This window comes from Brevibacillus sp. BC25 (assembly GCF_000282075.1).
Taxonomy (GTDB): domain Bacteria; phylum Bacillota; class Bacilli; order Brevibacillales; family Brevibacillaceae; genus Brevibacillus.
In genome coordinates, this window is sequence record NZ_AKIX01000125.1 from 11,846 (window position 1) to 26,873 (window position 15,028).

Annotated in this window: 12 protein-coding genes and 2 riboswitches; of the genes, 2 read left to right on the top strand and 10 right to left on the bottom strand. The window is 49.1% G+C overall.

The genetic code is table 11. The annotated features are described in order from the left end of the window. Positions 1-31: 31 nt before the first annotated feature. The 3 genes from kdpB to kdpF all read right to left on the bottom strand — a co-directional run bounded on the left by kdpB (position 32) and on the right by kdpF (position 3,959). On the bottom strand, positions 32-2,071 hold the full coding sequence (gene kdpB, locus PMI05_RS27195; protein WP_007728887.1) for a potassium-transporting ATPase subunit KdpB: 2,040 nt from the start codon (positions 2,069-2,071) through the stop codon (positions 32-34). Positions 2,072-2,146: 75 nt separating this feature from the next. Continuing rightward, positions 2,147-3,820, bottom strand: a complete 1,674-nt coding sequence (gene kdpA, locus PMI05_RS27200; RefSeq protein ID WP_007728889.1) for a potassium-transporting ATPase subunit KdpA — start codon at positions 3,818-3,820, stop codon at positions 2,147-2,149. Between the two features lie 61 nt (positions 3,821-3,881). Further along, the gene (gene kdpF / locus PMI05_RS31865) at positions 3,882-3,959 is read right to left on the bottom strand and encodes a K(+)-transporting ATPase subunit F (RefSeq protein ID WP_081496885.1); all 78 of its coding nucleotides are present in this window, start codon (positions 3,957-3,959) and stop codon (positions 3,882-3,884) included. Between the two features lie 561 nt (positions 3,960-4,520). Beyond that, positions 4,521-4,667: riboswitch (cyclic di-AMP (ydaO/yuaA leader) on the bottom strand. 241 nt (positions 4,668-4,908) lie between these two features. Between kdpF and PMI05_RS27205 the strand changes: the two genes are divergently transcribed. Continuing rightward, positions 4,909-5,277, top strand: a complete 369-nt coding sequence (locus PMI05_RS27205) for a DUF2294 domain-containing protein (RefSeq protein ID WP_007728893.1) — start codon at positions 4,909-4,911, stop codon at positions 5,275-5,277. A gap of 56 nt (positions 5,278-5,333) precedes the next feature. Here the strand turns inward: PMI05_RS27205 and PMI05_RS27210 are convergent, their stop codons facing one another. The 6 genes from PMI05_RS27210 to PMI05_RS27240 form a co-directional block, all read right to left on the bottom strand. Further along, positions 5,334-5,744 carry a hypothetical protein gene (locus PMI05_RS27210; RefSeq protein WP_007728896.1) on the bottom strand — a complete coding sequence of 137 codons (411 nt, stop codon included), beginning with the start codon at positions 5,742-5,744 and terminating at the stop codon, positions 5,334-5,336. 17 nt (positions 5,745-5,761) lie between these two features. Continuing rightward, the gene (locus PMI05_RS27215) at positions 5,762-6,697 is read right to left on the bottom strand and encodes a glycine betaine ABC transporter substrate-binding protein (protein ID WP_007728899.1); all 936 of its coding nucleotides are present in this window, start codon (positions 6,695-6,697) and stop codon (positions 5,762-5,764) included. Beyond that, complete coding sequence (locus PMI05_RS27220; protein WP_007728902.1) at positions 6,694-7,533, bottom strand: proline/glycine betaine ABC transporter permease; 840 nt, start codon at positions 7,531-7,533, stop codon at positions 6,694-6,696. Before PMI05_RS27220 ends, PMI05_RS27215 begins: the two co-directional genes overlap by 4 nt. Beyond that, a complete protein-coding gene (locus tag PMI05_RS27225; protein ID WP_039961509.1) occupies positions 7,517-8,743 on the bottom strand; it encodes a glycine betaine/L-proline ABC transporter ATP-binding protein in 1,227 nt (408 codons plus the stop codon). The genes PMI05_RS27220 and PMI05_RS27225 overlap by 17 nt, the downstream gene beginning before the upstream one ends. Positions 8,744-9,135: 392 nt before the next feature. Next, positions 9,136-9,282: riboswitch (cyclic di-AMP (ydaO/yuaA leader) on the bottom strand. A gap of 745 nt (positions 9,283-10,027) precedes the next feature. Further along, a complete protein-coding gene (locus PMI05_RS27235; RefSeq protein ID WP_007728911.1) occupies positions 10,028-10,228 on the bottom strand; it encodes a copper ion binding protein in 201 nt (66 codons plus the stop codon). A gap of 64 nt (positions 10,229-10,292) precedes the next feature. Then, a complete protein-coding gene (locus PMI05_RS27240; RefSeq protein ID WP_007728913.1) occupies positions 10,293-12,713 on the bottom strand; it encodes a heavy metal translocating P-type ATPase in 2,421 nt (806 codons plus the stop codon). A gap of 401 nt (positions 12,714-13,114) precedes the next feature. On the opposite strand from PMI05_RS27240, the gene PMI05_RS27245 reads away from it, so the two are divergent. Then, entirely contained in the window at positions 13,115-14,023 is a 909-nt protein-coding gene (locus PMI05_RS27245; RefSeq protein ID WP_007728917.1) for a VanZ family protein, read from the top strand. Positions 14,024-14,100: 77 nt separating this feature from the next. Here PMI05_RS27245 and PMI05_RS27250 read toward each other — a convergent pair whose 3' ends face one another. Then, positions 14,101-15,027, bottom strand: a complete 927-nt coding sequence (locus PMI05_RS27250) for a pseudouridine-5'-phosphate glycosidase (protein ID WP_007728920.1) — start codon at positions 15,025-15,027, stop codon at positions 14,101-14,103. Between the last annotated feature and the right edge of the window lies 1 nt (position 15,028).

The following is a 15,028-nucleotide window of genomic DNA, read 5'->3' on the forward strand; positions in this document are numbered from 1 at the left end:
GTTCACCTGAGCTTTCTTTTTTCAATATAAGTTAAACTAGATTCAATCCGACCAAAATCAAATCAATCAGCTTGATACCCACGAACGGAACAATAATTCCTCCCAAGCCATAAATCACCAGGTTGCGGCTAAGCAGCTTTGTCGCGCTCATCGGCGTATATTTCACACCTTTCATCGCCAGCGGAATCAGGATCGGGATGATGATCGCATTGAAGATCAACGCGGACAAAATCGCACTTTGCGGTGTAGCCAGGCCCATAATGTTGAGGGCACTCATTTGTGGGATCGCCAGCATGAACATCGCAGGAATGATCGCGAAGTATTTCGCTACGTCATTGGCGATACTGAACGTCGTCAATGCACCGCGTGTCATCAAAAGCTGCTTGCCAATCGCCACGACCTCGATGATTTTGGTCGGGTCAGAATCCAGATCGACCATGTTCGCTGCTTCCTTCGCCGCTACTGTACCCGTATTCATCGCCAAACCAACATCGGCTTGTGCGAGAGCTGGCGCGTCATTCGTACCGTCACCTGTCATGGCGACCAGCTTGCCTGCCGCTTGTTCTTTGCGGATCAGCGCAATCTTATCTTCCGGCTTGGCTTCGGCTACGAAATCGTCCACACCTGCTTCGCGGGCAATCGTCGCTGCTGTCAGCGGGTTATCCCCCGTGCACATGACCGTACGAATTCCCATGCGGCGCAGCTCTTCAAAGCGTTCGCGCATCCCTGGCTTTACGGTATCTTTTAAGTAAATCAAACCGAGAATCGTATTACCTTCTACTACAGCCAATGGCGTGCCGCCAGCCGTTGCAATCCGGTTTGCTTTTTCATCCAAATCAGCAGGGATGTTGCCCCCTTGCTCTGCCACGTATTTTTTGATGGCGTCGACGGCCCCTTTGCGGATGAGGACGCCGCTTGCCAGATTCGTCCCGCTCATTCTTGTTTCAGCGCGGAACTCCACGCCTTCGGAACCGGGCAATTCCAGTTCAGCAGGTGCCAGACCTTGTTTTTTCGCCAGCTCTACAACAGAGCGTCCTTCCGGTGTTTCGTCATGGACCGAGCTTTGTGCAGCTACTCGGTTTAATTCGGTGCTTTTGCTGTTGCCTACGGTGACAAACTCGGCAGCCATCCGGTTACCATGCGTGATCGTTCCCGTTTTATCCAAAATAATGGTGTTGATGTCACCAGATGCCTCAACGGCTTTACCAGACATGGCGATGACGTTAAACTGTGTGACCCGGTCCATACCCGCAATCCCAATCGCTGACAAGAGTCCGCCAATCGTGGTCGGAATCAAGCAGACGAGCAAAGCAATCAGTGTCGCAACCGGAATGGCTGCATTTACATAGTTGGCAATAGGCTGCAAGGTCGTGCAGACGATCAGGAAAATCAACGTCAAGCTGACCAACAGCGTATTCAACGCGATTTCATTCGGGGTCTTCTGTCTTTTCGCACCCTCTACCAACGAAATCATGCGATCCAAAAACGATTCGCCGGGATCAGTCGTCACACGGACTCGGATGCGGTCACTGACTACACGCGTACCTCCTGTGACAGAGCTGAAATCGCCACCTGCTTCTTTAATGACCGGAGCAGATTCACCCGTAATCGCTGATTCGTCCACAGAGGCGACACCCTCGACGATTTCCCCGTCAGATGGAATCAGCTCGCCCGCTTCCACTATGACCAGATCGCCTTTTCGCAATTCTGTGGAACTGACAACCTGAATGCGACCATCTTTCCCCACTTTTTGTGCTTGCGTGTCCTGCTTCGTTTTTTTCAAGCTCTCTGCCTGTGCTTTGCCGCGACCTTCTGCCAAGGCTTCTGCGAAGTTGGCGAACAAAATCGTCACGAACAGGATAAAGCTGACGACACCGTTGTAAAACGGGTCCGAAGCTCCCCCAAACAAATGGGGTACAAACGTCAGGAGAAGCGTAATGAAGAACCCGATCTCTACCACGAACATGACTGGATTTTTCATCATCACACGCGGGTCCAGTTTTTTGAAAGACTCGACAAAGGCCCGTTGATACAAATCTTTAGGAAGCGCAACCGTGCGCGTTCTACTCATGGAAAATTACTCCTTTGCCTCTAGTATTCATTTTCAAATCGAAGTTCAAAAAGTCAGCTTTTGAACTTCCTCTTATCATCGGATCGTTAGCCACTCGGCGATTGGGCCGAGCGCAAGCACAGGGAGGAATGTCAGTGCGCCTACGATCACCACAGTCGCAATCAAAATCACCGTGAATACACTATTGTCTGTGCGCAGTGTACCCATCGTTTCCGGAACCGGCGTTTTTGCGAGCAAGGAGCCTGCTACCGCCAGCATCGTAATGATCGAAACGTATCGACCGAACAGCATGACGAGTCCGGTAGAAATGTTCCAGAATGGCGTGTTGTCGCCCAATCCTTCAAAACCAGAACCGTTGTTGGCTGCCGAAGAAGTGTACTCGTACAGCACTTGTGAAATACCGTGGAAACCTGGGTTCGACACTGCAGATGAACCCATTTCTGTCGCCAATGCAATAGCGGTTGGTGCCAAGATAATCAGGGGATGAACGAGAATCGCGATGGCGATCAGCTTCATCTCTTTTCCTTCGATCTTGCGGCCGAGGAATTCAGGTGTACGCCCTACCATCAAGCCCGCCAAGAATACAGCCAAAATCGCATACATCAAAATGTTAATCGTTCCGACACCATCTCCGCCGAATACGCAGTTAAGCATCATTTCACCGAGCGGAACCAAGCCGCCAAGTGGCGTCAATGTATCGTGCATGTTGTTCACAGTTCCCGTCGTTGCCGCTGTTGTCACGGCAGTGAACAAGGCGCTTTGTGCGATACCAAAACGGACTTCTTTTCCTTCCATGCTGCCCATTTGTTGTGACAGGCCAGCCCGCTCCAGCGCCGGGTTGCCGCTTACTTCATTGGCATACGCCGTAATGAGGAACGCCAGGAACATCACGAACATCGCTCCAAAAATAACCCAGCCTTGCTTGCGGCTCTTCGCCATGAAGCCGAATGCGAATGGCAGCGCCGCCGGGATCAAGAACATCGACAAAATTTCGATCACGTTCGTAAGTGGTGTCGGGTTTTCAAATGGGTGCGAAGAGTTTACGCCAAAGAATCCGCCTCCGTTTGTCCCCAAATGCTTAATCGAAACGAGTGAAGCCACTGGACCGCGAGCGATTTGCTGCTCCGTTCCGCTAATGGTTGTCGCTGTAGCAGTCGGCTCCATTGTCTGCGGCACGCCTTGGGATACCAAGAGCAGTGTCACGACAATCGCCAGTGGAATCAACACCCGTGTGTGAGCACGCACCAAGTCTACGTAGTAGTTACCGATGCTGCGCTGTCCGGTCAACCCTCGCATGAAGGCCATCACGACCGCGATCCCTGTCGCTGGCGTCGTAAACATCAGGTAAATAATGACCAGCATCTGTGACAGATACGACAATCCGCTCTCCCCGCTGTAATGCTGAAGATTCGTATTCGTCAAAAAGCTGACAGCCGTGTTAAAGGAAAGCAACGGCTCCATCGCCGCAATACCACTTGGGTTTCCGGGCAGCATCCCTTGCAAACGAAGCAAGAGATACGCAATAGCTACCATTGAAATGTTGCTGACCAGAACAGCCATTGCGTACTGCTTCCAGGTCATATCTGCTACGCGAATGCCAGACAGCTTGTATATCGCTTTTTCCACCCCGCCAAAAACACGGTCTAATCGGGTTGTCTCCAGCGAAAAGGAGCGTGCCAAATATTTTCCCATTGGTATGGCGAGCACGAAAAGCACCACCAAAACCAACGCTATTTGTATAAAGTCCACGACAGTTCCTCCTACTCCCTTTAAAAAATGGTTCCAAATAAACCAATGATTCGGGTAACCTCTAGTATTTTTCCGGGTAAATCAATGCGTGGCACAAGTACAACGCAAGCCCTGCCACAATCAGCAGCAACCAGATCATTTCTCTTTCCCTCCCTGTTCTCTTACCACGGCGTCACAAAACTTGATGAGTGCAAAAAATACACCGAATGAAAGCGCCAAGAGCAGTATGGAAACCACGTCCATGCAATGTCCCTCCTTTTTTGTCGTACTAACTATTCCGTGAAGTCTGGCCGACCCGTCTCTCTCGCTATCCCCTGTACAAGCTTTCTTTTTTGAAGAAAACCTGCCATTTGGGATAAAAAATAGACCAATGCTTACGATTTCCCCGAAAGATCGCCACATTTGACCGAGCGAAAGATAAACAGACGAAACAAGTCGCCCGCCTTTTCGCGGCAAATAAAAACGATCCTTTGTATCGGAGAAAAAGTACTCATTGGTCTACCTAACGCCCAGCCGACTTGAAGTTGCCTTCTTTGCGTTTTGTCTCCCGTTTCCTTTTTCAAAAAAACAGCTATTTACTTGTAAGTAACAACGGTCATTGACCGTTTTTGAGCAAAACGAAAAGACCTGCATTACGTTTCGAGTCAACCTTTGTTCCCATAAGGATAACAAAAAGGCCTCCTCAAACAGGCGGTCTTTAGACCTCCCTCGCTTTAGCCGACGAAGTTAGCTGACGGGTAGGATGGCGAAAGAGTTTCTCATCCCTCCCACGATTCATTCGTGGGATTAACCCCTACTGATTGGGTCCTCCGTTCCCGAGTGCCTCGGGATTTGGCCATATTTGCAATTGTTGGTTACGAGTCTCATTATACGTCTGGCATAATCGGATGTTAATGTCCTATTTCAGTCTTTTTCACACGATTTCTGCATTCTTTATCCGTGTAAGCGATTTAAACCTATCAGGCCTCATCCGATCATGATATTTCATCAATTCTCTCGCGTTTTCACATTATCAGCCTATTTGTTTGACAGCCCCAAGACTGCTGAGTAATATTAGGCACAATGATAAATTATGGGAGGTATGGCGTTTGGCCATCTCTAACAAAAAAAAGCTGGAAGCCGAAATCAGCGAAGCATTCATAAAATTTCAGCGCGATCTGATTGGACGAGGTCCACAGGAAGCGAAGACCTACATCGTCGGTGATATGGTCATCGTCAGATTCAAAGGTGTTCTCACCGTCGAAGAAAAGCATCTGTCCAGTCACGATAAAGGTCGCCGCATCGTCAAAGAAATGCGCGAGGTTCTCCGTGAAATGTACAGCGAAGAATCAGAAGAAATCGTAGAAAAGCTGACAAGCTGCAAGGTACTATCGAGTCATAGCGACATCAGCACGAAAATGGGTGAACGGATCGAAGTTTATGTATTGGACAAGGACTTCGAAAAAATGTTGGGCTAATTTCACGAAAACAAGGCTCCGCCTCATTTGCAGGCGGAGCCATTTCTATTCCTCTCTTACCCACTCATCTGTTCAGCCAACCAGCCGTAGCCTTTATACCCGGGCTGACTCACGATGACGTGATTCGCCCCAAGCGCCTTGTATAACATCGCGTTCCGATGCTCCTGCGTCATCACAAAAATCCGGCAGGTGCCCAGCTGCTTGAACAGTGTCAGCAAGTCACGTCCCTCCGCCCACTCGTCGGGAAAGATGTAGACGGAATGGTAGAGCAGCAAGGATTCCTGATCGCGGTAGCACTCGTCAAATGAGATGGGCAAAAACCGCTGAATCGTCTTGTCTCCAGGCCCCGCTGTCAATGAAAAGGCACCGGGATTCCTTCCCCAAAAAGCTGGCAAACTGTCGCAGCATAGTGTCTGGACAAAAGAAGTGAATGCTTCCCCCTTACCGATTACGAGATAATGCTTCATAGTAGCGCCTCCCTTCCTTATTGGAGATCCTCAATGGACGAGATGTTCATGTACGAAGGAACCACGAGTCCGATTTTGGTTCCGTCGAGATTCGGACCCAAATCCTCGATTTGCCCACCAAATTTTTTCAAATAGCTCGTATCTGTAGACGGCAGCCAAGCCGCAACCATCCCATCTACATCCCCAATGGCCACTCCTGCCCACATCGGTCCAGTCTGCACCTGACTCAATTCGACTTCATACCCCAGCTTCTGCTCCAGCACATGCTCTACGACGTGCGTGCTGGCAATCTCGGAATCCCATGCTACATAAGCGAGAGTCAGCTTCTCTTTTGGGACAGGCTGGATGCCCTCCACCCATTTCGCTACTTTGGCTTCGTTGTTTTTTACCCATTCCGCAGCGGCCACTTCCGGATCTTTTCCGTCAATCATTTGGACCATGACTGACTCCATATCGGCTGGCTCCCACCAGAACTTATCCAGAAATTGATAGGCAGCAGGCTGATCCTCTTTCAGCCCTTTGCGCACGATGGTATGGATTTGTTCCGCTCCACCAAATCCGTTCTTCGGGTCTTCCAAGTATTTCAAATCCATCTTTTTAAACATCCAATGCGGCGTCCAGCCTGTAATGATAATCGGTTCCTTCGCTTCGTAAGCCTTGATCAAAGCTGCTGTCATCGCTGCATCCGAGCCTTCGACAAGCTGCCATTTATCCAAGCCATACAGGTTCATGACTTCCTCTGTCTTCACCATCGATCCTGCTCCTGCGTCGATTCCGATGATTTTGTAGTCGAGCTTTTCTCCTAGCGCGTTGTCCGACGTCTCGGAAGGAATAGGACCGATCACCGTTGCTGTCGGTATTTGTGTGTTTGTGTTTTGACTGGAGCAGCCTGCAAGCCAAGCTGTCGCTCCCATCATCACTGCCAGTAAAGCTGGAACCGTTTTGTTCATCATGTATTTCTCTCCTTTTTTCCTGCATGTTGAGTAAGCCGATCCAAGACGATAGCGATTATCACGATGGACAGCCCCGCCTCGAATCCTCTTCCTATATCCACTTGCGAAACGGCACGATATACGTCTGCACCCAAGCCTTTCGCCCCGATCATAGCCGCTATGACCACCATCGACAGAGCGAGCATGATGCACTGATTAACTCCCGCCAAGATCGTGGATTTCGCATACGGCAGTTGTACTTTCACGAGCTTTTGCCAGCCAGTTGCTCCAAAGGCGTCCGCCGCTTCCTCCATTTCCGCTGGGACCTGACGTATGCCTAAGTTCGTGAGACGCACGATTGGCGGCAAAGCAAAAATAACGGAGGCAATGACTCCCGGCACCTCGCCCAAGCCGAAGAAAAAGATCGCGGGAATCAAATAAACGAACGCTGGCATCGTCTGCATCAAATCCAGTACTGGCGTGACCAGATTGCGAAACGTATCGTGTCTCGCGCAAAGAATGCCCACCGGAATCCCGATAGCGATCGAAATCATGGTGGCACTGAGGACGAGTCCCAATGTCTCCATCGTTTCATCCCAGTACCCCAAGTTGTGGATGAGAGAAAGTCCGATAACCGTAAAGACCATGGACGCTCTCCCTGCAAAAACCCACGCAGCGGCCCCTAGCAGCAAGATGAGAATCAGCGAAGGTATCTCTGCCAAAACCGTGGAACAGTAAGTCACCATCGTGGAAATGACGATAGACACTGGATCAAACAATACCCCTTTGTACTGGCCCAGCACCTCCACGAACCCTTCCATCCATTCACCAATCGGCAGCTTAGGCACGACGTCCATCACTCATCACCTCTGCTCTCTGGTGCTCTTGGACATTGACTTTGCCTACCAGCCCGCCTAACACCGCTCCTTTTACGATGACACCCAACAAACGCTGCTGCTCGCCCACTACAGCAATCGGGACATGCAGATCTGCCATCATCGGAAACAAACTGTGCAGACGTGCGTCAGGTGAAACGGTAGGGAGGTCAGTTTTCATGATCGTCTCCAGCGAATCCCCCGTACTGATCGCGAGTGATACGTCATACGCCGTAATCAAGCCGAGCAGTGTGCGCTTTTTGTCCACGACGTACAAGCTGGACACGCCGTTATCCATCATAAGTTGCAGTGCCACTCGAGCCCCTTTGTCAGGCGTGATTGCTTCTGCCCGTTTCATCACATTTTCAGCAACGAGGACCCTGGACAGGTCGGCATCCTCCACGAACTTCCGCACGAATTCATCCGCTGGGTCTGCCATGATTTCTTCCGGGCGGCCGATCTGAATGATCTGCCCGTCTTTCATAAAGGCAATCCGATCGCCCAGTCGCAACGCCTCGTGCAAGTCATGTGTAATGAACAGGATCGTCTTTTTCATCGTCATCTGAAGCTCCAGCAGTTCATCCTGCATGTCTTTTCGAATGAGCGGGTCCAGTGCACTGAATGCTTCGTCCATCAAGAGAATATCTGGATGATTAGCCAACGCCCGCGCCAATCCGACCCGCTGGCGCATCCCTCCGCTCAATTGATCCGGGTACGCATTTTCCCACTCGGTTAATCCAACGAGCTTGAGCGCTTCCCGTGATTTTTCTTGCCGGAGCCCTGGTGGTATTTGTTGAATCTCCAATCCAAACTCGACGTTTTCTCGTACCGTCCGCTGCGGAAACAGGGCAAAGTTTTGGAAAACCATCCCGAGCTTCTTCCTTCGCACCTCGCGTAAAGCCGTTGCCTTCATGTCCACGATCTCTTCCCCATCGATCTCGATGCTTCCGCTCGTTGGGTCAATTAGTCGATTACACAGTCGGATTAAGGTGGATTTGCCGCTGCCTGACAGGCCCATGATGACGAAGATTTCACCTTCCTCGACTTCAAAGCTGACCTGATTTACCCCGATAGACTGGCCCGTTTGCTTGTAAATTTGTTCTTTTGTACGTCCTTCCTCCAGCAGCTTCAAGGCCAGCTCGGGCTGCTTGCCGAACACTTTTGTCAGTTGATGGACTTTCATTTTGGGCATGGTATCCCTCATCCTTTGTTTTTTCGTAAATGTAAAAAGCCCGCGAAGTTTCCACACTCCAGCAAAACCAAGGCACGCTTGATTTTTACTCGTGTTGAAAATCCGCAGGCTTACGTAATACCTGGCGTCCATTTTCAGGACTCCCTGTACTCTGTCTTCCTGATTTCGATTGTCAGCGGTTTATGTCGTACCAACTGCCTCCCAGCGATCCACACCATTTCCTTCACGACTGTATCGGCGTAAGCTGCTCGTCGGTATTGTCATAAAAAAATAGGCCGATCCATCCTTTTTCTCCAGAACAAAGGTCCCAAAGAAAAAGCCTGCATCGGCCTATCACACGCCCGCAAGGAATCCCCTTGTTGCGCATTATATGCCTAGACTTTATCCATCCATGACCTTCCCTGCTTTGGCCGACGAGGTTAGCTGACGGGTAGGATGGCAGAGAAGACATTTCCTCATCCCTCCTGATCACTCAGGATTAACCCCAAAAGATTGGTTCCCCCGCTTCCGAGAATCTCGGAACTAGGCCGTATGTGTTGTTTCTTATTGAATCGTGATTGTGATTTGAATTATACGCTTGCTTCCAGTTATTGTGAACGTTCGTTTAGCAAGGTTTTAACCGGATTACGGCTTTCTTTATGAGTCGGATTGAATTAGCTGTTGGTTGCTTATTCGATTGAAAGATTAGTGCGCTATACTCGCTGTTGTGGTGGGGAGGAAACAGGAGAAAACGCTCAGATTCTTGGAACCCCTGCGCGGGAGCATGGGGTGCCCGGCTCCGTGAAAAAAAGCGAAACCGCGTCCAAAGTTGACTGTTCAGGATGCGTCTCAGAGGTGGACGCTAAAGGCAGTTTCTCTTTTTTTCACTGCGCCTCGGTAGGTGTGTCCAAAGATCTTCGCTTATTTCTCCTGTTTCCTCTACGAGCTGTTGGGTTCCTACATGCTTTTTTAAAGACCTTTTGAATGCTACTTTCAAGATGAAAAAAGCGACTTGGGAAGAAGAACATTTCCAGTCCTAGCGCCTCTGGAGCCCTACCTAGCGGAGAAATGACTGGCGGGGGTTTTCAGCTTCAACCTCTGCGAATACATCTTCGAAACTCTACTTTTGAAGCGCTCCCGACATTCATTTCGCAGCGGACAGTCTAACCCCTTGCGGGGCGTAGGCCGAAGCGTAGACTGGAAATGGGCTTCTTCCCCTCCCCTACAGCCACTCCCTACCACGAAAGCAAAAAGCTCCCGCCTCATTGAATCAGGCAGGAGCTTTCATTTGTAATGGCTGGATGATTAAACGACGTCGTAGCCTTGGTCTTCGATTGCTTCTTTTACTGCGTCGAGAGTCAAGTTGCTCTCGTTGTAGGAAACCTCAACTTTTTTGTCAGCCAGGTTTACTTTGCCTTCTGCACCCAGTTCTTTCAATGTATTCTCGATGCGCGCTACGCATTTGTTGCAAGACATACCTTCTACGTTCAATGTGATATTTGTCATGATCAATCTCTCCTTAATTTTTATCGTGTATGAGTAAGGCGGACAAAGCCGCTTGTTACTGTTGTTATAGCTTCACTCTTTGCAATCTCAGAGCATTGAGTACAACGGATACGGAGCTGAAGGCCATTGCGGCACCGGCAAGCCATGGAGCGAGGAAGCCGATTGCAGCAATCGGGATGCCCAAAGTGTTGTAGGCCAATGCCCAGAACAGGTTTTGCTTGATGTTGCGGATGGTGCGTTTGCTCATCTCGATGGCGTCTGCGACACTGGTCAGTTCGCCACGCATCAGCGTAATATCTGCTGCTTCCATAGCGACATCTGTACCTGTACCGATTGCCATGCCGACGTCAGCGGTAGCGAGTGCTGGTGCATCGTTGATACCATCGCCGACCATCGCGACTTTTTTGCCTTGTGCTTGCAGTTTTTTCACTTCTGCGGCTTTGCCTTCAGGCAGGACTTCTGCGATGACGTGATCGATTCCTGCTTCACGGGCAATGGCCTCAGCAGTTTGACGGTTGTCACCGGTCATCATGATTACAGTCAATCCCATCGCTTTCATGCGCTGAACAGCTTGCTTGGAGGTTGGTTTGATCGTATCCGCTACGGCAATCAAGCCAGCGAGCTTGCCTTCGACGACTGCGAGCATCGCCGTTTTACCGGAGCGCTCCAGTGCCAGCATGGTATCAGACACTGATTGGTACGAAATTTGATGTTTTTCCAGTAAGCGGCGGGTACCGACGAGTACTTCTTTGCCAGCAACGGTTGCCCGGATACCGAAACCAGGAATGGCTTCAAATGAACCTGTATCGGACAGGGTGATTCCTTTATCTGCAATACCACGAACGATGGCTTGAGCCAATGGGTGCTCGGAGTTTTTCTCAGCGGCACCTACCAAAGAGAGTAGCTCTTGCTCTTCGATATCAATGGCGATGACGTCTGTCAGTTCTGGCTCGCCTTTGGTTACGGTCCCTGTTTTATCGAGGACGATCGTATCCAGGTGGTGAGCCGTCTCCAGATGCTCCCCGCCTTTGAACAGGATACCCAGCTCAGCTGCGCGTCCAGAGCCCGCCATGATCGAGGTCGGTGTAGCCAAACCGAGGGCGCACGGGCAAGCGATTACGAGTACAGCAATTGCTTTCTCCAAAGCCTCACCGAAGTTGCCAGGTATAACGAAGAAGTACCAGATCAAGAAGGTAAGAATAGCAATCCCTACTACGATTGGGACAAAAATCCCGGAGATGCTGTCAGCTACGCGCTGAATCGGTGCTTTTGTTCCTTGTGCTTCTTCCACTACTTTAATGATTTGTGCCAGAGCCGTTTCTTTTCCGACTTTGGTTGCTTGAACCTTCAAGAAGCCGTTTTTGTTCAAGGTGGCGCCGATAACGGTATCGCCTGCGGCTTTATCCACCGGAATACTTTCTCCAGTCAGCATAGATTCATCGACTGCGGACTGTCCTTCCATGACGATGCCATCGACAGGTACTTTGTCGCCCGGCTTCACGTGAACGACGTCGCCCAGTCTCACTTCTTCTACAGGAATGGTCATTTCGACGCCATCCCGTACGACTACTGCTGTTTTTGCTTGCAAGCCCATCAGCTTGCGGATCGCTTCCGAAGAGCGTCCCTTTGCTTTCATCTCAAACAGTTTACCCAAGACGATCAATGTGATCAGTACCGCACTGGTCTCAAAATACAGCTCCAGCATGTGGCCGCCATGAGCACCGATGGAATTAATCGCGACCCATAAACTGTAGAAATAAGCAGCTGAGGTACCGAGAGCAACCAGCACATCCATGTTGGCACTCTTGTTGCGAAGGGCTTTAAAAGCTCCCACGTAAAACTGTGCTCCGATGATGAATTGTACCGGTGTTGCCAATGCGAGCTGTACCCACGGATTCATCAAGATTTCAGGCAGCCAGATAAACGAAGTGAAGGAAAAGTGGCTCACCATCGACCAGAGCAGCGGGAGCGACAGAATCGCGGAAATCCAGAACTTGCGGGTCTGACGTTTGATTTCTTCCTGGCGACGATCTACTTTTTCTTCTTCTTCTCCATCTTCCTTGCGAGTCGCCTGATACCCTAGCTTCTCTACCTTTTGAATGATGTCCGTCACACTTACCTGTGATGAATCGTACTCGACAGTGGCTGTTTCCATCGCCAGGTTCACGTTTGCTTTCAGAACCCCAGCTGTTTTGTTCAAGCCTTTTTCGATCCGTGTGGAGCAAGCCGCACATGTCATTCCCGAGATGTTTAGCTCCACCTTGTCAGTGACGACGCCATAGCCGAGCGATTCAATTTTGGAGCGGATGTCGTCGATGTTCGTTTTTGTTGGATCGAACACGACTGTGGATTTTTCCAAAGCCAGATTGACGTTGGCAGTCTCCACTCCCTCCATTTTTCCCAAGCCCTTTTCGATGCGCAGTGCACAAGCTGCGCAAGTCATCCCTGAGATTGCGACTGTTGCCTCTGCTGTTTTGGCACTCATTATAATCCCTCCAAATACCCTCGAGGGGTATATTTTATCGTATCGTTTCCCTTACGTTGTTTCCTGATCACACCTTTACTATACAATACCCCCTGAGGGTATATCAAGTACTTTTTTCAATTTTTTTCTAAATGGGCTTCAAGTGCTGAAAACACAGGGAAAAATGATGAGTGGTCCTCTATCCTTGGTGCCGAACGAAGCCCTGCCACATGTTTTCCAGTCGCCTTTTTCCTCACTTCGTTCGGGCGGTCTCCTTCCAAACATATGGCAGTACTTCTTAACAGCAATGTCATCCCCGAGCTTCACACCGTTAATGAAGGATGTGACTAACAGCTAATTACTTACGTATTCATTCAGAGTAAAATCATTCAGATACAAATAGCTTTAAGGAGATTGAAATTATGGAAACGAAATCACGGAAAGTCATTTTAGCTGGTACCATATGCTATACGATTTTCATTTTATTTTTTATGTTCTTTGCGTTTAACAGGCTCGACGGTGCAACTAGTGTAGATGGATACACCTTTATCCTTGCTCCAGAAGGAGTACCACTTAAATTTCCAGAACTAAATTATTCATGGATTGTTGATTTCGGAAACGTTGCTGCTTTTATCCCTTTTGGAATATTATTTCCCCTGTTGTATCGTGTAAGATTTGGGAAGTTCATATCCTTGTTTGTCTTAGCGATTCTCGTTCTAGAAACAGTTCAGGCTTTAACCTATCTTGGTAGCTTTGATATTAATGATGTGATATCCAATACAATAGGGGCAGCGATTGGTTATGTTGCCTATAGAGTTGGATTTTCTTCAAAAATTTCTTATAAAAAGCTCATGGCTTCTGCTCTATCTATTGTTGTCCTTATAATTGGAGTTATGGTGGTCTCTGAAATCATCAAAAAAAGAGAAGGCCCTATTCAATCATTAACTGTTATGAAAGAAGTGACAGGAACTACACCTATGACTGAGAACCTCCCAAGTTTCACCGTAGCAGGTGAGCGAATAGAGCCGAAAATGAACGTGTATAGCAGTGAAGGGGAATCAACCAAAACATACAACTATATTCTGGGGAACCAAAAAAATGTCTGGCTTTATTTCTATTTCGGCATTCCCGACAATGGAGACTCTAAGGGTGAAGCCAAAATCATCGTAGATGGACAAGAAATATCTCAGTTAAACGAACAATCCTATCAAGGGGCAGAGGCTTTGAGGGAGTTGCCTTTTAACGAGGTAAACGAAATTACCATTATCGTTTCCGGAAACGCTAAGCTGTGGGACGTTGGAATCCGTGGAATGCAACATTGGTGGGAGTGAGTAAAATAAACGAAACGAGCCCTAGAAGCGATTCTAGAGGCTCGTTTTTCTTTGACTGTTTTGTTGTTCAATCTCTCTTATTTACCTTGATTCGCTTCTTTCTGATAAGCTGCCGCGATTTTCGCAGCTACTTCAGCATTGTGTTTCACCAGCGCGATGTTCGTTGCCAAGCTCTTGCCTTCTGTCAGCTTTTTCACTTTATCGAGCATGAATGGCGTTACCTGTTTACCTGCAATGTTGTTTTCTTTTGCTTCTGCGAGTGCTTTCTGGATCACAGCCTCGATTTCCTGGTGATTCAGTGCATCAGATTCTGGTACTGGGTTCGCGATAATCATACCGCCTTTTAGTCCCAGATCCCATTTGGTGTTCATCATCTTACCGACTTCTTCCGGTGTATCGATGCGCATGTCTACGCCAAATCCGCTTTCGCGAGCGAAGAAGGATGGGAATTCATCTGTGCGGTAGCCCACAACTGGTACACCTTGTGTTTCCAAATATTCGAGTGTGCGGCCGATATCGAGGATCGATTTCGCACCTGCGCATACTACAGCTACATCTGTTTGCGCCAGCTCAGTCAGGTCAGCAGATACGTCCCAAGTGATTTCGCCTTCACGGTGTACCCCGCCGATACCGCCAGTTGCAAACATGTGGATGCCAGCCATCTCAGCTGCGATCATGGTAGCGGCTACTGTAGTCGCACCGATTTTACCGCTAGCCAAAATGTACGCGAAGTCGCGACGGCTTACTTTTGCTACATTTTTGTTCGTCGCAAACTCTTCCAGCTCGCTGTCAGTCAAACCGATTTTGATTTTGCCATCCATGATCCCGATCGTAGCTGGTACAGCACCGTTGTCGCGAATGATTTGCTCTACTTCTTTTGCCATTTCAATGTTTTGCGGATATGGCATACCGTGCGAAATAATCGTTGTCTCCAGAGCAACTACCGGCAGGTTGTTCTCCAGTGCGTGGCGTACTTCCTCAGTAAAGGTCAAATATTGTTTCATC